The 17,985-nt window shown below is 46.6% G+C and carries 17 protein-coding genes and 1 pseudogene; 5 read left to right on the top strand and 13 right to left on the bottom strand.

What is annotated here, in order from left to right; all coding sequences use genetic code 11:
* Positions 1-58 precede the first annotated feature (58 nt).
* Positions 59-1,441, bottom strand: coding sequence for a class II fumarate hydratase (gene fumC / locus FD960_RS03190; RefSeq protein WP_215299845.1), 1,383 nt, complete (start codon positions 1,439-1,441; stop codon positions 59-61).
* A gap of 100 nt (positions 1,442-1,541) precedes the next feature.
* Between fumC and FD960_RS03185 the strand changes: the two genes are divergently transcribed.
* Together FD960_RS03185 and FD960_RS03180 are read left to right on the top strand one after the other, a co-directional pair.
* Positions 1,542-1,781: a DUF2789 family protein gene (locus FD960_RS03185; protein WP_215299844.1), complete on the top strand. Its 240-nt coding sequence runs from the start codon at positions 1,542-1,544 to the stop codon at positions 1,779-1,781.
* A 24-nt stretch (positions 1,782-1,805) separates the two neighbouring features.
* Positions 1,806-1,991: a hypothetical protein gene (locus FD960_RS03180; protein WP_215299842.1), complete on the top strand. Its 186-nt coding sequence runs from the start codon at positions 1,806-1,808 to the stop codon at positions 1,989-1,991.
* 78 nt (positions 1,992-2,069) lie between these two features.
* Here FD960_RS03180 and modA read toward each other — a convergent pair whose 3' ends face one another.
* Together modA and FD960_RS03170 are read right to left on the bottom strand one after the other, a co-directional pair.
* Entirely contained in the window at positions 2,070-2,828 is a 759-nt protein-coding gene (gene modA / locus FD960_RS03175; protein WP_215299840.1) for a molybdate ABC transporter substrate-binding protein, read from the bottom strand.
* A gap of 41 nt (positions 2,829-2,869) precedes the next feature.
* Positions 2,870-3,772 carry a pseudouridine synthase gene (locus tag FD960_RS03170; protein ID WP_215299838.1) on the bottom strand — a complete coding sequence of 301 codons (903 nt, stop codon included), beginning with the start codon at positions 3,770-3,772 and terminating at the stop codon, positions 2,870-2,872.
* Between the two features lie 137 nt (positions 3,773-3,909).
* On the opposite strand from FD960_RS03170, the gene FD960_RS03165 reads away from it, so the two are divergent.
* The 3 genes and pseudogenes from FD960_RS03165 (at position 3,910) to FD960_RS03155 (ending at position 5,527) form a co-directional block, all read left to right on the top strand.
* Positions 3,910-4,683, top strand: coding sequence for a TSUP family transporter (locus FD960_RS03165; protein WP_215299836.1), 774 nt, complete (start codon positions 3,910-3,912; stop codon positions 4,681-4,683).
* A gap of 147 nt (positions 4,684-4,830) precedes the next feature.
* Positions 4,831-5,217: pseudogene (locus FD960_RS03160) on the top strand (universal stress protein); the annotation flags it as partial.
* A 73-nt stretch (positions 5,218-5,290) separates the two neighbouring features.
* Positions 5,291-5,527 (top strand): hypothetical protein, encoded by a 237-nt coding sequence (locus tag FD960_RS03155; RefSeq protein WP_215299834.1) that lies wholly within the window; start codon positions 5,291-5,293, stop codon positions 5,525-5,527.
* Positions 5,528-5,533: 6 nt separating this feature from the next.
* Here FD960_RS03155 and arsB read toward each other — a convergent pair whose 3' ends face one another.
* The 10 genes from arsB to rimP all read right to left on the bottom strand — a co-directional run bounded on the left by arsB (position 5,534) and on the right by rimP (position 17,948).
* On the bottom strand, positions 5,534-6,580 hold the full coding sequence (gene arsB, locus FD960_RS03150) for an ACR3 family arsenite efflux transporter (protein WP_215299832.1): 1,047 nt from the start codon (positions 6,578-6,580) through the stop codon (positions 5,534-5,536).
* Positions 6,577-7,056: an arsenate reductase ArsC gene (locus FD960_RS03145; protein WP_215299830.1), complete on the bottom strand. Its 480-nt coding sequence runs from the start codon at positions 7,054-7,056 to the stop codon at positions 6,577-6,579. The genes arsB and FD960_RS03145 overlap by 4 nt, the downstream gene beginning before the upstream one ends.
* Positions 7,053-7,382, bottom strand: a complete 330-nt coding sequence (locus FD960_RS03140) for a helix-turn-helix transcriptional regulator (RefSeq protein ID WP_215299829.1) — start codon at positions 7,380-7,382, stop codon at positions 7,053-7,055. The genes FD960_RS03145 and FD960_RS03140 overlap by 4 nt, the downstream gene beginning before the upstream one ends.
* An 80-nt stretch (positions 7,383-7,462) precedes the next feature.
* Entirely contained in the window at positions 7,463-9,823 is a 2,361-nt protein-coding gene (locus tag FD960_RS03135; RefSeq protein WP_215299827.1) for a Tex family protein, read from the bottom strand.
* A gap of 133 nt (positions 9,824-9,956) precedes the next feature.
* A complete protein-coding gene (gene typA, locus FD960_RS03130; RefSeq protein WP_215299825.1) occupies positions 9,957-11,774 on the bottom strand; it encodes a translational GTPase TypA in 1,818 nt (605 codons plus the stop codon).
* A gap of 82 nt (positions 11,775-11,856) precedes the next feature.
* Positions 11,857-12,768, bottom strand: a complete 912-nt coding sequence (gene truB, locus FD960_RS03125; protein ID WP_215299824.1) for a tRNA pseudouridine(55) synthase TruB — start codon at positions 12,766-12,768, stop codon at positions 11,857-11,859.
* Between the two features lie 3 nt (positions 12,769-12,771).
* Complete coding sequence (rbfA, locus tag FD960_RS03120) at positions 12,772-13,140, bottom strand: 30S ribosome-binding factor RbfA (protein ID WP_215299822.1); 369 nt, start codon at positions 13,138-13,140, stop codon at positions 12,772-12,774.
* A 14-nt stretch (positions 13,141-13,154) separates the two neighbouring features.
* Positions 13,155-15,965 carry a translation initiation factor IF-2 gene (gene infB, locus FD960_RS03115; protein WP_215299817.1) on the bottom strand — a complete coding sequence of 937 codons (2,811 nt, stop codon included), beginning with the start codon at positions 15,963-15,965 and terminating at the stop codon, positions 13,155-13,157.
* 13 nt (positions 15,966-15,978) lie between these two features.
* Positions 15,979-17,460, bottom strand: coding sequence for a transcription termination factor NusA (gene nusA, locus FD960_RS03110; RefSeq protein WP_215299816.1), 1,482 nt, complete (start codon positions 17,458-17,460; stop codon positions 15,979-15,981).
* Complete coding sequence (gene rimP / locus FD960_RS03105; protein ID WP_215299814.1) at positions 17,457-17,948, bottom strand: ribosome maturation factor RimP; 492 nt, start codon at positions 17,946-17,948, stop codon at positions 17,457-17,459. The genes nusA and rimP overlap by 4 nt, the downstream gene beginning before the upstream one ends.
* Positions 17,949-17,985 lie beyond the last annotated feature (37 nt).

The following is a 17,985-nucleotide window of genomic DNA, read 5'->3' as shown; positions in this document are numbered from 1 at the left end:
CCTCATGTGTTTACTCTACTCTTTTTGGGGTGCAATTCAACTATTTATACAAATATTCTTAGATCAATTTACTAGGATCCACCCACAGATCAAATTCTTCTGAACTAAGAAAACCACTAGCAATCGTAGCCTCTCTCAAGCTGATATTTTTTTCATAGGCCTGCTTGGCAATGCTAGCCGCTTTGTCATACCCAATATATGGATTTAAGGCAGTTACAAGCATCAATGAATCCCGCATCAACCGATCAATTCTGGGGAGATTTGGCTCAATCCCCTGAATGCAGTACCTAGAAAATGATGTGATTCCGTCGCTTAGCAACCTAATACTTTGTAAAAAATTATGCAGAATGACTGGCCTAAATACATTCAATTCAAAATTTCCAGAGGCAGCACTTAGCCCAATCACCATGTCATTACCTAACACTTGATAGCAAATCATGGCGAGTACTTCGCATTGGGTAGGATTTACCTTTCCCGGCATGATTGAACTCCCTGGCTCATTTTCAGGAATGAAAATTTCACCCAAGCCCGACCTTGGTCCAGAGGACATCCACCGAATATCTGTGGAAATTTTCATGAGCGCGGTTGCCAGCAACTTTAGAGCCCCATGAGCAAAAACAAGTGCCTCACAACCGGCAAGCGCAGAAAATTTATTTGGCGCTGATACAAACGGAAAACCCAAGAGATGCTTGAGCTCAGCACTAACATGTTCACCATAATGCCTCGGGGCATTGATACCCGTGCCGACGGCGGAGCCTCCAATTGCTAATTCATAAAGACCGGGCATCGCCAAGTCGATCGCCCCGATCGCAATCTCTAATTGCTGAACATAGCCAGAAAACTCTTGACCCAAAGTGATTGGAACAGCATCTTGCAAATGCGTTCTACCAACCTTAATCACAGATGAAAAATGTTGTTCTTTTTCAGACAGATCATGAATTAATTCACGCAAACTAGGCAAAAGATACTGATGTAGCTGACACACAACTGCAACATGAATCGCCGTAGGTATCACATCATTTGATGATTGCCCCAAATTGACATCGTCATTTGGATGAATGTAATGATCTAATCCAAGCACACCTCCCAGAAGTTGAACTGCTCGATTCGCCAATACTTCATTCATATTCATATTGGTTTGGGTTGCCGAACCCGTCTGCCATATCGAAAGTGGAAATTCAGAGGAATGTTCGCCGCGGAGAACCTCATTGACCGCAGCCAATAGGGTATCCACCTTATGGGCAGGCAACCGCCCCGCCCTGCCATTCACCGCTATACAAGCCTTCTTGACATATGCCAATGCCTCAATAAATTCAACAGGCATCTTCTCGGTCGAGATATGGAAATGCAATAAAGACCTTTGGGTCTGGGCGCCCCACAAAGCCGTGGCTGGCACTTCAATAGCACCAAAACTATCATGCTCACTTCTGACTTTATCCATTGCTTCATCCTATACCTCCTGGGACAATTTTCAAGTGGTATTGAAATTACCCTCTACAAGGCGTATACATTAGTTATGAAGTCTATTTAGGAGGCAAATCATGAACTCAACATTTCATCCTTTAACGGAGCTTTTTGAGCAATTGGGGCTCCCTTCAGATCGTATATCAATTGAAAATTTTTTATGCAAACATGCCCCAATGAAGCCATCTATTGTTTTGTCGGAGGCAGATTTTTGGACCCCAGATCAGCGCAATTTTTTAAACGAGGAATTGCTAAATGACGCCGACTGGGCAGAGGCCATTGATTTACTCAATAGCCAACTCAGGCAATCTTGTTAGACCTTTACTGAAGGGGTGATTCATATGAAACGCATAGTTGATATCTTCACCAAAGACTGGGCAAGTGAAATAGCATGGACTTATGTCATCAACTTAGGAGATGAACATGTTGCGCTTGACATAGACGCATTTGAAAACGAAGCATTGAGAATGGCTACCGATGAGGGCAAAGGTACTCCTGAAACAATCTTTGCAAAAGTGAGAGAGTAAAGATCTTTTTAGGATCTATACCGCTATCACCGAGATGATCATTTATTAAAGCCAAAGACATTCTTAGATTGCATGGGATTACTTTGGCAAACTATACCCATGCTTTAACAATATATCCCTCGCCTTAGGCGATTGCATAAATTGATAGAGGTCGATGGCTTCTTGTGGAGCATCTTTAATGACCACCATTCTTTGTTTGATCGGCTCGTATAGCCCTTCACTAACTTGTAGGTAACGAGTCTCCTTAGCAATTTGTGGTGATTGCGCAAGAGATAAGGCGGTGAAGCCAACATCGGCCGCCCCGGTGGCAACAAACATAGTCGCTGCACCCACATTATCGCCATAAACCAATTTAGCCTTGGCTTGATCCCATAAGCCTTCAGCCTTTAAATACTCAATTGCCGCCTTGCCATAAGGCGCTAGCTCTGGTTTGGCAATAGCAATCTTATTGGCCTTTGCTATGACCCTTGCTAACTCAGCCTTGTCATTTGTGAGCTTGATATCGGATGCCTTACCAGCAATCAGCGCGAGTTTTCCAAGGGCGTACACCTTGCCCGAATCCATGGTTTTTCCCTGCCTATACAACTCCAAAGGAAATTGCTCATCGGCGGCAATAAAGATATTGAACGGCGCACCATTCAATATCTGCGTCGCAAAGTTTCCAGAGGAGCCATAAACCACCCTCACATCCGATTTTCTATTTACTTTAAACGCGGTATATATTTCCGTGAAGGCGTCTTTCATATTGGAAGCTACCGCTACTGAAGTGGTTTGGCCGACCGCAATAGAGACATACATCCACAACGAAAAATAAAATAGGCACTTAAATAACTTCAATTCATTTTCCCAATGAGAGGCGGTGAATGTAGTGTACTGACTTAGTCATCTGAGCCCAACTGTCTTTGACTGATAAAAATCCTGTCCTCACCCGTGATTGGATCCTTAAATGCAATTTCCTTTGCTAAAAGCTGTAAAGGCTTTGAAAAGTCTAAGTCATATTCTTGATAAGGAGTCAGAATGGGGTAAATCTGATCATGCTGAATGGGTATGCCCAGAGCATTGAGATGACAGCGTAATTGATGTTTCTTGCCGCTGCCTGGCGTAAGCCGATATCTAGCCCAGGGTCTCATCACTTCAATTAACTCAATCAAGGTATCAGTATTGAAGTCGCCGGCCACCTCTCTCATTTGCAAGAAATGTTCAGACTCCTCTAGGCGACTTTGATAGGTCATGGGCAACTTTGCCGCCAGATCTTCGGCGTAAGGTGCGATTGCCTCGTATACCTTTGTTACCACACGATCTCGAAATAAATTCTGATACGCACCACGCTCATGGGCTTGCACTGAAAAGACAACCAAGCCAGCGGTATCTCGATCAATGCGATGCAAAGGACTCAAATGCTGCAAGCCAGTAATTCGCCTCAATCGATTTAAGAGTGTTTGCTGCAAATACAGACCGCTTGGAGTAACGGGTAAAAAATGAGGTTTATCCGCAACCAAAATATGGTCATCGTGATACAGAACTACCTCCTCAAAAGGAATCTCTGGTTCGCGAGCTAGGCGCCTGAAATACAGTAAATGGGTGTTCGGTAGATAAGTATCATGAGCTGCCACTCGCTCACCTTCTAGGGTCATTACAAGACCTTCACCAAATCTAGCATTCCACTCCGAAACATTAATATGAGGAAACTTGCTGACAAAAAACTCTAGCAAGTTCGCATATGACTGGCCTGCAGGCAGATACACCCGCGATGAAGACACTCCTTCGGAATTGATTTTCATGAGCCGTAGATTTATTGCGATTTATTCAATACCCTAGATTATCCACCCCACTAGAGGCGCCCATTGAATGCCGATAGGCCCAATACTAGAAAGCCCTCTAAAATAAGAATGCACCCCCTTTAAAGAATAATTAAATAATGTTTGACCTCTCTATATTCGACATCAGCCTTTTAATCGCCTGCGCCCTCATGGCCGGCCTAGTGGATTCTATTATTGGTGGCGGTGGAATGATTCAGGTTCCAGCCCTTTTCGCGGTTTTACCGGGCTTTCCGCCTGCCACACTACTTTCCGTCAACAAATTAGCTTCGATTGTTGGAACTATTGGTGCGGCCATTCAGTACAGTCGGGCCAATAAAAGTCCTTGGGGGCTAGTAATCATTTCTTCTATATTTGCTTTCTTGGCATCTGTCGCCGGAGCATTTTTAGTAACACAACTACCAACCCAGTGGCTTCGCGGCGCATTGCCATTTCTACTATTAGCTCTATTGATATTTAATATCAAATCCAATGCTGGATTAATTCATGCGCCAAAGCACCAACACCACAAGCAAAAAGCTATCGCCTCCACGGGCGCTGGAATCATTGGTTTTTATGACGGCTTTCTAGGGCCAGGTGCGGGCGCCTTTTACAAAATCTTTTATACCCGAATATTGGGGTTTGACTTCCTTCGCTCCGCAGCGCCTGCGAAGTTTCTCAATATCGCATCCAATTTTGGGGCACTTTGCGTCTTTTTATATCTCGGCTATTTTGACTGGAAATTAGGTATTTTGATGGCGATTGCGAATCTACTTGGTGGCCAAATTGGCACAAGCATCGCCATTAAGCATGGCAATGTATTTATTCGCAGGGGATTCTTTATTTTAGTAACCATCCTCATTGTCAAAACTTTTTATGATGCTTTTTTGAAGTAATCCCCCTCATAGACATCCTTTAGTTATATTTGATAGATTTATACAAATTTTCATAGTAAATTGGTACTTGAGAATTACTTTTCATTCATTGCAAAAATAGAGGGAAATATGAAAATTCTTTTACCGGTTGACTGATCCAAGTCATCTCTAAATGCCGCCAAATATGTAGGCAAACTGGCCAAAAATTTACGCAGTAAATGTACTGTTACCTTGATCAGCATTCATGACGACATCGGCCTTGGTCACGTGAAACAGTTTGTTGCCAATAGTGTGATTGATGACTACCTCCGGGAAGTCAGCGAAAAAGAACTTAAAGCCTCGCAAAAAGCACTCGATGCTGCCAGCGTAAAACATAATATGGTGATTAAACGTGGCAATGTTGCCGCTGAAATTATTGCTTTAGCGAATAAAGAAAAATTTGACCTGATCGTAATGGGCTCAAAAGGTAGAACTGGGATTGTTGACGCCATCATGGGCTCGGTAGCCCAGAAGGTAAGCAATGCAGCCAAGCAACCTGTTTTATTGATTAAGTAATTAAAAAGAGAGTATTTGTTCGATTGATTCTCAATAGGCCGTCTCAATGACGGCCTATTTTATGGGGTACTAAATGAGTATTTTGCTTCTCTTGCTAGCACCAGGTATCTTCGCTATCTACCTACTCATTCGCCTACAGATTTGCCTATCAAGAGTGCGCTATCTCGTGGATACCTACGGATTGGATCGCAAGAAGTTGCGCAAGCTCGGGTGTGGTCAGCTCAAGGGATTGCGCCAATCTATCGATGCATTCAGAAGGTCTAATGATGCTTTTGGGTTAGAGGCTCTTGTTAGGCCGTATCGAGCCTAAGCACCCCTACCCTTTGGCAAAGTAACGCTCTTTAAACCATAAAGCTACCGTTACTAAACCAATCATGATGGGCACCTCTACTAGAGGGCCAATTACAGCGGCGAACGCTGCCCCCGAGTTAATCCCAAACACCGCGATCGCAACAGCAATGGCCAATTCAAAGTTATTACTCGATGCTGTAAATGACAGTGTGCAGCAGCGCTTGTAATCAATCCCCATCCTGCCTGTCACGAAGAATGTCAGCAAAAACATCACCATGAAAAAGACCAGGAGCGGGATAGCGATTGTAAGAACATCCATTGGTAGACTGAGAATCAACTTACCCTTCAAACTAAACATCACCACAATCGTAAAGAGTAAGGCGATCAAAGTTAACTTACCAATTCGGGGAACAAACTGCGTATGGTAGAGATCCTTAGAAATAAACTTTAGGCTAATTACCCTTGTCAGAATTCCAGCAACACAAGGAATACCCAAGTAAATAAATACAGTCCCTGCAATTTGACTCATGCTTACGCTGACATTTGAAGATGCCAAGCCAAAGTACGGCGGCAGCACAGTCAGAAAGAAGTAGGCATACACACTAAAGAAAAGGACTTGAAAGATAGCGTTAAACGCCACTAAGCCAGCAGCGTACTCAGTTGAGCCTTTCGCAATATCGTTCCAAACAATCACCATTGCAATACAAGGCGCTATACCAATCAAAATAAGGCCAGCCATATACTCAGGCTGATCTGGCACAAAAGTGATTGCCAAAAAGAACATGAGCGCTGGTGCGACTAACCAATTCATCAAAAGAGAAATGAGGAAGATCCGCTTGTCTTTAAAAACATCCGGTAAATCCTCATAACGCACTTTTGCAAATGGCGGATACATCATCAATATTAGGCCGATGGCGATAGGAATATTGGTAGCTCCCACCTGAAAGGAATTTATTAAACCTTCCACCCCAGGAAACAGATAGCCAAGCCCAATGCCTAGGGCCATAGCTGTGAAGATCCACACCGTTAAATATCGATCAAGAAAAGAGAGTTTTTTAGTTAAGGTATTCATGCTTTGGTATGTACTTCCTTGAGACTCATAGAGTCTAATTTATCAAGCGGCATAGCAGCTAGGATATCCAGCCGCTTCTGAAGGCCATTCATTACAGAAATAAAGGCGGCCTTCTTTTCAATATCAGTTCCCTGAACTTGCGACGGATCGGGAAATCCCCAGTGTGCCGTCGCAGGTTGACCCGGCCAAAATGGGCATACCTCACCAGCCGCATTGTCACAAACCGTAATAATGAAATCCATCTTCGGTGCATTAGCCTCGCTAAATACATCCCAACTCTTCGACCGAAGGCGCGTACGATCCATGCCCAACTCCTCAGCAATATCAGCGGCGATCGGGTTGACACTAGTGCCCGGAGTAGACCCGGCCGAGAAGCCAACAAATTTTCCACTAGGGTGAGTGGAGGCTAAGGCCTCACCCAATATCGAGCGAGCAGAATTATGCGTACAGAGAAACAGAATGTTGTAAGTCTTCATAACTGCTTTGCCTTCTTTGATGTTTTTTCTGGGATACAGGACTTGCCGCCGCAACAGTTATCCAGCAAGAAGTCGCTTAATGAATTCACCAAGGCGGCATTAGGGCGGTAGATCAAATTTCGGCTTTGGCGCTCAACCAACAATAGCCTTGCCTGAACCAACTCTTTCAAATGAAAGCTTAATGTCGCATTGGGAATGCCCAGCTTCTCAATCACTTGGGATGGAGTTAAGCCGATATCACCTTTTTGCACAATAAGACGAAAGATATTAAGCCGTGACTCTTGCCCTAAGGCAAGAAAGGCGGAAATAGCGTCTGTATTTTTCATATTTCCAATTATATAGAAATATATATTACGAGTTGATGACAGAAAAAAAGGGGGCTGATGCCCCCGCTTATATTGCTGCCTTACTTTTTCAACTTTCCAAAGGCTGCCGCCATCGCGTTATTCATTGGCGGAGCACTACGTCGATCCTCTTGAGGTTTTCTGTCTGGGGATCTTGGCGTGCCAGGTCTATTAGGCCTTTGCTCCGCCTTCTCACCAGGGCTGGTTTTTGGAGCTTCATCCGAGAGGCGCATGGTCAGCGCAATCCGCTTACGCTTCTCATCCACCTCAAGAACCTTAACCTTAACCACTTGTCCAGCCTTCACTACGGTATGAGGATCTTTGACGAAGGTATTCGCTAAAGCGGAGATGTGCACGAGGCCATCTTGATGAACGCCAATGTCTACAAATGCTCCAAAAGCTGCGACGTTAGTAACAACACCCTCCAGAATCATGTCGGCCTTGAGGTCGCTGATTTTTTCTACGCCGTCTTTAAATGTGGCGGTGGTGAACTCTGGACGTGGATCACGTCCTGGCTTTTCCAGCTCTTTAATGATGTCAGTGACCGTTGGTACGCCAAATTTTTCATCGGCATATTTTTCCGGATTGAGACTCTTAAGAATGTCAGCATCTCCGATGACCTCCTTAACGCCCTTCTTGATATCCTTCAAAATCTTTTCCACCAGAGGGTAGGATTCTGGGTGAACCGCTGATGCATCCAAGGGATCAGCGCCATTCATGATGCGTAGGAAGCCGGCTGCCTGTTCAAAGGTTTTCTCACCCAGACGAGGCACGCTACGTAAGTCTGCTCGCGTCTGAAATGCGCCATTGCTATCGCGATAAGAAACAATGCCTTCGGCAACAGTACTACTTAAACCCGAGACCCTTGCCAATAAAGGGGCCGAGGCAGTATTAACGTCTACACCCACAGCGTTCACGCAATCCTCAACGACAGCAACCAAAGACTTTGCCAACTGGGTTTGCATCACATCATGCTGGTACTGCCCTACCCCGATCGACTTCGGATCAATCTTCACCAATTCCGCCAATGGATCTTGCAAACGTCTAGCGATAGATACTGCGCCGCGTAAAGACACATCCATACCAGGCAATTCTTTTGAAGCGTACTCAGACGCGGAATATACCGATGCGCCCGCTTCTGACACCACGATCTTAGTTAACTTCAGTTCCGGCTTAGCTTTGATTAAGTCTTGCGCTAATTTATCAGTCTCGCGCGACGCTGTTCCGTTACCGATTGAAATCAGGGTGGCCTGATGCTTTTCAGCCAACTTGGCAAGCGCATGTAAAGAGCCGGCCCAATCATTCTTAGGCTGATGCGGATAAATCACATCGGTATCGACTACTTTTCCAGTGGCATCGACTACGGCAACTTTCACCCCTGTACGCATTCCAGGATCTAGGCCAATAGTTACCTTAGGTCCAGCAGGAGCGGCCAACAGCAAATCTTTGAGATTCCGAGCAAATACATTAATCGCCTCAGTTTCAGAGCGTTCACGCAAAGCGCTCATTAACTCAGACTCTAAATGCATGGAGCATTTAATTCTCCAGGTCCAACGTACAGTCTCGGCCAGCCACTGATCAGCGGGACGACCTTCATTTTTGATCTTAAATTGATTTGCAATACGGGATTCGCAAGGATTGTGTGGAGCATCCCACCTTGGCTTTTCTTCTTCGGTATCGAGACGAAGATTTACCATCAGAATCTGTTCGCGGCGACCCCTGAATAACGCTAAGGCACGATGCGATGGAATCGCCTGAATAGGCTCTGAGTAATCAAAGTAATCCGCAAACTTCTCGCCCTCTTGCTCTTTACCGGCGATCACTTTAGATTCAACAACGCCATGATCTTGCAGGTAGGTTCTTAGAGATTGAACTAATCCAGCATCCTCAGCAAAGCGCTCCATCAAAATTTGGCGAGCAGCCTCCAATGCAGCCTTCGCATCAGGCACGCCCGGGTTATCACCCTGATCAGAGGTAAATGCCTCCTTAATGTATTTAGCAGCCTCTATTTCTGGCTCAAGCATAGGATTAGCCAATAAATCATTCGCCAATGGCTCCAAACCTGCTTCCAACGCAATTTGCGCTTTAGTGCGGCGCTTTGGCTTATAGGGGAGATAGAGATCCTCTAGGCGCGTCTTATCCTCCGCCAACATGATTGCCTTGAGCAGTTCCGGCGTCATCTTGCCTTGCTCTTCAATGGAGGCAACGATCGCTTTACGACGATCCTCCAACTCCCGTAAATAGGTCAAGCGCTCTTCCAGCAAGCGAAGCTGAGCATCATCCAAACCGCCTGTAGCCTCTTTTCGATAGCGAGCAATAAAAGGAACAGTAGCCCCCTCATCCATTAAAGCAATAGCAGCGGCTACTTGGGCAGGCTTAGCGGATAACTCTTGGGCAAGGCGTTGTTCAATGGATGGCAGCATAGGTTTTTTGGTTTTTATTGATTTAGTTACTGAATGGATGACTTGGTGTATTTGTTATTTCAAGGTCTACATAGTTAAAAGCCACCCGAAGGTGGCCTTTAACTCAGCTTCGCAGCTGATATATGCGATTACATTACTCGCGTGAAGCCTTCTTACGCTCATGCTCCTTGAGGTAACGCTTACGAATACGGATGCTCTTCGGTGTTACTTCCACCAATTCGTCATCATCAATAAATTCAACAGCGTATTCCAAATTCATAGCGATTGGCGTTACCAAGCGAACGGCTTCGTCAGTACCAGAGGCACGAACGTTGGTTAATTGCTTACCTTTAATTGGGTTAACAACTAAGTCGTTATCACGGCTATGGATACCGATAACCATACCTTCATACAAAGGATCGCCAGGACTTACAAACATACGGCCGCGATCTTGCAACTTCCATAATGCATAGGCAACAGCTTCACCATCATCTTGACTAATCAATACACCGTTATGGCGCTCACCCAAGATGCCATCTTTTGCTGGCGCATAAGAATCAAAAGTATGACTCATCAAACCATTACCACGAGTCATGGTCATGAAGTCGCCTTGGAAACCAATCAAACCACGCGCAGGAATGCGGTACTCAAGACGTGTGCGACCTTTACCGTCACTCACCATATCGAGCAATTCACCTTTACGCTTACCCAAGTCTTCCATGACAGCGCCTTGAGTAGTGTCTTCTACGTCAACCGTTAAGTTTTCGTATGGCTCCATCTTCACGCCATTCTCTTCATGGAATACCACACGTGGACGGGAAACAGCCAACTCGTAACCTTCACGACGCATAGTTTCAACCAAGATAGTGAGGTGCAATTCACCGCGACCAGACACTTCGAATACAGTGTCGTCATCGGTTTCTTTAACGCGCAACGCCATGTTGGACTTCAACTCACGATCTAAACGCTCACGAATCTGACGGCTAGTAACGAACTTTCCTTCACGACCTGCCAATGGGCTAGTGTTCACCATGAAGTTCATTGTCAAAGTAGGCTCATCAATCTTGAGCATTGGCAAGGCTTCTGGAGTATCTGGAGCACAAATGGTTGTACCAATTGCTAAATCTTCAATACCGTTTACCAGCACAATGTCGCCCGCTTGAGCTTCATCAACCAACTCACGCTCAAGACCACGGAATTTCAATACTTGATTAATACGGCCTTTACGTTGGGCACCTTCAGGGCCATCCATAAACACAACATCCATCAATGGCTTAACGGTTCCACGGTTGACACGACCAACGCCGATCTTACCGACGTAAGTGCTGTACTCAATAGAAGTAATTTGTAACTGCAAAGGACCCTCTGGATTGTCATCACGCACTGGAACATGCTTGAGTACCGTATCAAACAAAGGACGCATATCACCTTCGCGCACATCATCAGTTAAACCAGCGTAACCATTCAGACCAGATGCGTAAACAACTGGGAAGTCCAACTGCTCTTCAGTAGCGCCTAATTTATCGAACAATTCAAAGGTCGCATTGATCACATAATCAGTACGAGCACCAGGACGGTCAACTTTATTAATCACAACAATTGGCTTCAAACCTAAAGCCAACGCTTTTTTAGTGACGAAGCGAGTTTGCGGCATTGGACCTTCAACCGCATCCACCAATAGCAAAACACCGTCTACCATGGAGAGCACACGCTCTACTTCACCACCGAAGTCCGCGTGTCCTGGTGTGTCAACGATGTTGATGTGTGTGCCGTCATACTCAACCGCACAGTTCTTGGACAAAATAGTAATGCCACGCTCTTTTTCCAAATCATTTGAATCCATGACGCGTTCAGTCATTTTTTCATTTGAACGGAATGTGCCAGATTGGCGCAAGAGTTGGTCAACCAAGGTAGTTTTACCGTGGTCAACGTGGGCGATGATGGCGATATTACGAAGTGCGCGTTTAGTCATGTGAAGCTTCTAAAGTTAAGAATGAGGTTGATAAATAAGAATTCGAGTTTGTTAAGGTTAGTAAATCAATAAGTCAAAAGAATTAATGTGCCGAGGAAATCAGACGCTTCGGGTGCAATACACCAGAGCGCCAATCGCCTGTACCAATAAAGTTATGCGGAGCAGCGGTAGCGCGATAAATACGCACCAAGGCCTCTACAGAAGGTAAATTCAGAGGAACGCGCTGACCCATCTCGAGTCGCTTCGCCTGCTGCTCATCTACCGTGAGATGAGGCAGGGTCTGTAAGAGTGCATCCACAGGCAGAATGTAGCTAGAGCTGTCTTGCAAGCCCTTTTGAATAGACTCGATTGTGAAAGACTGTTCGAGCGTTAAGTGACCTACTTCAGTGCGACGCAAACCCACTAAATGAGCGCCGCATCCCAAGGCTTTGCCAATATCTTCCGCTAGGACGCGTATATACGTACCTTTACTGCAGCTGACTTCCAAAGTCACTTCAGGCCATTGGATGTTGGTCCAGCGAATTGCATGAATAGTGATGTCTCGTGGCGCGCGCTCTAACTCAACACCGGCTCGGGCATATTCATATAGAGGCTTGCCATCGCGTTTAAGCGCTGAATACATCGGAGGCACTTGGCTAATTGGACCCGTAAATGCTGGTAGCAAAGATTCCAGCGCAGCTTTCATGGCAGACTCATCTGCAAATACTGGTAGCGGCAATTCTTCAATCACCTGACCTTCAGCATCGCCAGTGTCGGTACGTTGACCGAACTTCACTTGAGCAATATAGGTCTTGTCAGCCTCGAGCAAATCTTGTGAATATTTAGTTGCTTCACCTAAACAAATCGGCAGCAAACCTGTAGCCATTGGATCTAGCGTGCCAGTATGGCCAGCTTTTTCCGCATTGAAAGCGCGTTTGACGGCAGTCACCGCACCCTGCGAACTCATGCCCGCAGGTTTATCTAGTAATACGACGCCATCGATCCGTACAGACATAAATTACGCGTTCTCGTCTTTGCGATCGCTATCCACAGCCTGATCAATGAGCTTAGACATTTCAATCCCATGCTCCACCGAGCTGTCGTAATGAAAATGCAAAGTGGGGACTGTATGGATATGCAAACGTTTAAACAATAAAGAATGTAAATAGCCCGCCTTATCCTGCAAAGCTTTTTGCGCAATCTCAGGCTCAGCACCCAAGACCGTAAAAAATACTTTGGCATGCGCTAAATCTGGCGTGAGCTCAATACTTTGTAAAGTGATTAAACCCAAGCTTGGGCTACGTAACTCGCGCGGGATCAGTTCGGCCAGGTCTCGCTGAATTTGATCGGCGAGACGCTGGTTACGATGAGGACTAGTTTTATGCATTGAATCTGCGTTTCTTAGAGTGTTCTTGCAACTTCAGTAACTTCGAACACTTCCAATTGATCGCCTTCTTTAATGTCGTTGTAGCCTTTTAATGACAAGCCACACTCAACACCGGCGCGAACTTCTTTTGCGTCGTCTTTAAAGCGCTTGAGGGAATCGAGCTCACCAGTCCAGATAACTACGTTGTCACGTAGGAGACGAACACTTGAAGTGCGCTTAACGACACCATCGGTGACCAAGCAACCCGCTATCGCGCCAACTTTAGATACCAAGAAGACTTGACGGATCTCGACCATACCGGTGATCTCCTCTTTCTTATCTGGTGTCAACATGCCACTCAAGGCTGCCTTCACTTCGTCAACCGCGTCATAAATGATGTTGTGATAACGAATATCCACACCATTGTTTTCAGCCAACTTACGCGCCGCAGCATCTGCACGAGAATTGAAGCCGATGATGACCGCTTTAGAAGCAACGGCTAAGTTCACGTCAGTTTCAGTGATTCCACCGACTGCAGCATGAACGATTTGAACTTTGACTTCTGGAGTAGAAAGCTTTTGCAATGATTGTGACAAAGCCTCTTGTGAGCCCTGAACGTCGGCCTTGATGATCAAAGGCAATAACTTCGCCTCGATCGCGCCTTCGCCCATGTTTTCCATCATGGTTTCAAGTTTGACTGCTTGCTGTTTAGCCAACTTCACATCGCGGAACTTGCCTTGACGGAAGAGTGCAATCTCACGCGCCTTACGCTCATCAGGAACCACTTGAACTGACTCACCTGCCGCTGGAACTTCGGATAAACCTTGAATCTCTACTGGAATAGAAGGGCCCGCTTCATTACATGGCTTGCCGTTCTCATCCAACATCGCGCGAACACGACCGTAGGTTGAGCCAGCTAGCAACATATCGCCACGCTTCAGAGTGCCGGACTGTACAAGCACTGTTGCCACTGGGCCACGACCTTTGTCCAAGCGAGCCTCAATCACGAGGCCCTGTGCTGGAGCATCTTTAGGTGCCTTGAGTTCCAGAATTTCTGCTTGCAAGAGAACGTTCTCGAGCAAGGCATCAATGCCTTCACCAGTTTTAGCGGAAACGCCAATAAATGGCACATCGCCACCGTATTCTTCAGGAACCACTTGCTCAGCGACCAACTCCGTTTTTACACGCTCTGAGTTTGCTTCTGGTTTATCGATTTTGTTGATAGCAACAACCAAAGGAACACCACCTGCAACCGCATGGTGAATCGCCTCTTTAGTTTGCGGCATCACACCGTCATCAGCAGCCACCACCAAGATCACGATATCCGTTGCCTTAGCACCACGAGCACGCATTGCCGTAAAGGCTTCGTGACCCGGAGTATCGAGGAAAGTAATCATGCCGCGTGGGGTTTCCACATGGTAGGCACCAATATGCTGAGTAATACCACCAGCTTCGCCAGTAGCCACTTTCGCAGCACGAATCTTATCGAGCAAAGATGTTTTACCGTGGTCAACGTGACCCATCACCGTGACAACTGGTGGACGCGGCAACAACTCCGCATCATGACCAGAAGTGCCGAGATCTAAATCCGGATCATCCAACTTGGCTGCATGGGCTGTATGGCCCATTTCTTCCACGATGATCATCGCGGTATCTTGATCCAAAATTTGGTTGATCGTTACCATCTGACCCATACCCATCAAGAGCTTGATCACTTCAGCACTCTTCACGGCCATTGCATGAGCAAGCTCAGCAACGGTAATGGTTTCTGGAACATGAACGTCGCGAACTACCGGCTCTGTTGGAACTTGGAAGTTCGTATCAACGTTAGCTTCAGCAATTTGACGCTGCTTTCTTCTGCCGCCGCCTGAACGCCAACCGCCCACACCACCGGAGCTATCGCCGCGAGTCTTGAGGCCACCCGGCTTCTTGGCGCCTTCTTCTTGCCAAGTAGATGAGGTTTCCGCAGACTTAATTGTCTTACCGCCAACTTTCGCAGGAGCCTTCTTCTTATCGTCAGCACCTTCAGCCTTGGCAGGCTTATGTAAGGTGCCCTTCTTCGCTTCCTCAGCCGCGATTTCACTCGGCGCCTTCAGCACACGAGCTGGCGCACTCATCATGTCGCGAATCGCTAATGCTTCAGCTTCTGCAGCCGCACGACGTTTTGTAATGTCCGCTAATTGCGCTTTATTGGCATCGGCTAAATCTTTAGCTGCTTTATCCGCATCCGCCTTCTTGCTAGCGGCATCAGCAGCCGCTTTGGCAGTTGCTTCAGCCGCAGCTGGAGCCTCATCGACTGATTTAGCAACCTTTTCAACTACGGGCTCTGCAACACTCGCAGCAGCTACGGCCACTGCCGCTTCTTTTTGGCGAGCATCTTCTGCCGCTTTCATTTCAGCTTCTTGACGCGCAAGCAATTCAGCCTGACGTGTAGCTTCAGCCGCACGCTTTTCCAACTCTTCGGCCGATAAGATCGGTTTAACTGGAGCAGCAGGAGCGGCCGCTACCGGAGCCTCTTCTACCGCAGGAGCTTCAGCAGCCTCGTCACCACGCTTAACGAGTACGCGCTTTTTGCGCACCTCAACTTGAACGGTACGAGTACGTCCGGCAGAATCCGCCTGACGAATCTCAGAGCTCTCGCGTTTGATCAAAGTGATCTTCTTGCGATTACCCGCATCCGCATTGCCATGCGCTTTTTGCAAATGCTCGAGCAGGACAGTCTTGTCCTTTTCGGTAATGCTGTCGTCCTCGGAACCTTTTTCGATACCGGCCGCCTTCAACTGCTCCAGGAGGTCTGGCGCGGTACGTTTTAATTCTTTAGCGAGTACTTTTACTGTTGTTGCCATGCACTACTTCCTCTCATGAAGTAAACCAATGTTCGCGCGCTTTCATGATGAGCGTTTTCGCAGCTTCTTCGTCAATTTGTGTCGCCTCAACTAGCTCATCAACAGCCAGTTCAGCTAAGTCGTCACGGGTATGAACTTGATTGTCAGCAAGCTTGGCAATCAACTCAGTGGTCATTCCCTCAAGGGAACGTAAATCTTGTGAGACCTCGCCAACGCGCTCTTCTTTAGCCAATTCCATGGTCAACAAAGAGTCACGCGCACGAGTACGCAATTCATTTACGGTGTCCTCATCGAAAGAATCGATTTCTAACATTTCAGACAAAGGTACGTATGCAACCTCTTCCAATGTGTTGAAACCTTCTTCAATCAAGATATCAGCCACTTCTTGATCAACGTCCAATTTGTCCATGAACAATTGACGTACAGAAGCAGCTTCTTTTTCAGTCTTCTCAGCAGACTCTTCAGGAGTCATGATGTTGATCTGCCAACCAGTCAATTCACTTGCCAAGCGTACGTTTTGTCCGCTACGGCCAATAGCAATTGCTAAGTTCTCTTCATCAACCACCACATCCATCGCGTGACGCTCTTCGTCAACCACGATTGAGGACACTTGAGCTGGAGCCAAAGCGCCAATCACAAACTGCGCTGGATCTTCAGACCACAATACGATATCAACTGCTTCGCCTGCTACTTCGTTACGGACAGCGGTCACGCGTGTGCCACGCACACCAACGCAAGTACCGATTGGATCGATGCGCTTGTCATAAGTAATCACGGCAATCTTTGCGCGGATACCAGGATCGCGAGCTGCGCCCTTAATCTCCAATAAACCCTGCTCCATTTCTGGAACTTCATTCTCAAACAACTTGATCAGGAAATCTGGACAAGTGCGGGAGAGCTCAATCTGTGGACCGCGAGCTTCACGGTCTACCTTCAGGATGTAAGCGCGAACACGGTCACCAGAGCGCAAATTCTCTTTTGGAATCATTTGATCGCGACGCAACAATGCCTCAACACGACCAGATTCAATAATCAATCCATTCTTGTCAGCACGCTTCACGGTACCGGTCATGACTTTTTCGCCACGCTCAAGGTAGTCGTTCAAAATCTGCTCACGCTCAGCATCACGAATGCGTTGCAAAATGACTTGCTTAGCAGCTTGCGCGCCAATACGGCCGAATGCTAAAGATTCGATTTGCTCTTCGATGTACTCGCCAACTTCCATATCCGGAAATTGCTCGAGAGCTTCAAAGTGAAGAATCTCTTTATCTGGCTCTTGCAGACCAGCTTCATCAGGAACAACCAGCCAGCGGCGGAATGTTTCATATTCACCAGTTTCACGATCAATCGATACACGAATATCAACGTCTTCTGTCGCATAACGTTTTTTAGTGGCTGATGCCAACGCCATTTCTAGCGCCTCAAACACAATTGCTTGATCAACGTTCTTTTCACGCGCTAAGGCGTCTGCCAACATGAGAACTTCTCGACTCATGACTTTCTTCCTTTGAAATCAATAACAGGGACCAACCGAGTCTTATCGACCTCGGCCAAAGAAAACTCCAATTGAGATTCGGTGCCATCAGCACCTTCAAACAACAAACCAAATTTCGCATCTGGTGAATCCAACTCACCACTCAGCAAACCTTGCAACACACCACGAAAATTCTTACGATTGCCCACGGCAACGCGCAATTTCATATCTACTTCCATGCCCGCAAAGCGCTCAAAATCCGCAGCGGATTTCACTGGACGATCCAGTCCTGGAGAGGAAATCTCTAAACGCTCAAAAGGAATGTTCTCAACCGGCAAGGTGTAGCTCAGTTGATGACTTACCTTTTCGCAATCCAGAACTGTGATCAAACGCTCGTAATCGGGGTTTTCAATCGTGACGCGCAGCAAACCTCCGGCTTCACGCTCGATATCCACTAGCGCGTAACCTAAGTTTTCTACTTCGGCAGAAATAATCCGCTGATCTTTCACGACTTCCCTTCAATACAAAACGGCAAAAAAAAATGGG

This window comes from Polynucleobacter sp. AP-Nino-20-G2 (assembly GCF_018688235.1).
Taxonomy (GTDB): domain Bacteria; phylum Pseudomonadota; class Gammaproteobacteria; order Burkholderiales; family Burkholderiaceae; genus Polynucleobacter.
The sequence above is the reverse complement of the archived record's forward strand: the minus strand, read 5'-3'. Positions and strand labels throughout refer to the sequence as shown.

What these genes read in the sequence shown, in the direction of transcription:
- nusA (WP_215299816.1), bottom strand. Translation starts at nt 17,460, where the DNA reads ATGAGTCGAGAAGTTCTCATGTTGGCAGACGCCTTAGCGCGTGAAAAG.
- FD960_RS03185 (WP_215299844.1), top strand. Translation starts at nt 1,542, where the DNA reads ATGAACTCAACATTTCATCCTTTAACGGAGCTTTTTGAGCAATTGGGG.
- FD960_RS03165 (WP_215299836.1), top strand. Translation starts at nt 3,910, where the DNA reads ATGTTTGACCTCTCTATATTCGACATCAGCCTTTTAATCGCCTGCGCC.
- FD960_RS03170 (WP_215299838.1), bottom strand. Translation starts at nt 3,772, where the DNA reads ATGAAAATCAATTCCGAAGGAGTGTCTTCATCGCGGGTGTATCTGCCT.
- truB (WP_215299824.1), bottom strand. Translation starts at nt 12,768, where the DNA reads ATGTCTGTACGGATCGATGGCGTCGTATTACTAGATAAACCTGCGGGC.
- FD960_RS03140 (WP_215299829.1), bottom strand. Translation starts at nt 7,382, where the DNA reads ATGAAAAATACAGACGCTATTTCCGCCTTTCTTGCCTTAGGGCAAGAG.
- infB (WP_215299817.1), bottom strand. Translation starts at nt 15,965, where the DNA reads ATGGCAACAACAGTAAAAGTACTCGCTAAAGAATTAAAACGTACCGCG.
- FD960_RS03180 (WP_215299842.1), top strand. Translation starts at nt 1,806, where the DNA reads ATGAAACGCATAGTTGATATCTTCACCAAAGACTGGGCAAGTGAAATA.
- rbfA (WP_215299822.1), bottom strand. Translation starts at nt 13,140, where the DNA reads ATGCATAAAACTAGTCCTCATCGTAACCAGCGTCTCGCCGATCAAATT.
- arsB (WP_215299832.1), bottom strand. Translation starts at nt 6,580, where the DNA reads ATGAATACCTTAACTAAAAAACTCTCTTTTCTTGATCGATATTTAACG.
- fumC (WP_215299845.1), bottom strand. Translation starts at nt 1,441, where the DNA reads ATGGATAAAGTCAGAAGTGAGCATGATAGTTTTGGTGCTATTGAAGTG.
- FD960_RS03155 (WP_215299834.1), top strand. Translation starts at nt 5,291, where the DNA reads ATGAGTATTTTGCTTCTCTTGCTAGCACCAGGTATCTTCGCTATCTAC.
- FD960_RS03145 (WP_215299830.1), bottom strand. Translation starts at nt 7,056, where the DNA reads ATGAAGACTTACAACATTCTGTTTCTCTGTACGCATAATTCTGCTCGC.
- typA (WP_215299825.1), bottom strand. Translation starts at nt 11,774, where the DNA reads ATGACTAAACGCGCACTTCGTAATATCGCCATCATCGCCCACGTTGAC.
- FD960_RS03135 (WP_215299827.1), bottom strand. Translation starts at nt 9,823, where the DNA reads ATGCTGCCATCCATTGAACAACGCCTTGCCCAAGAGTTATCCGCTAAG.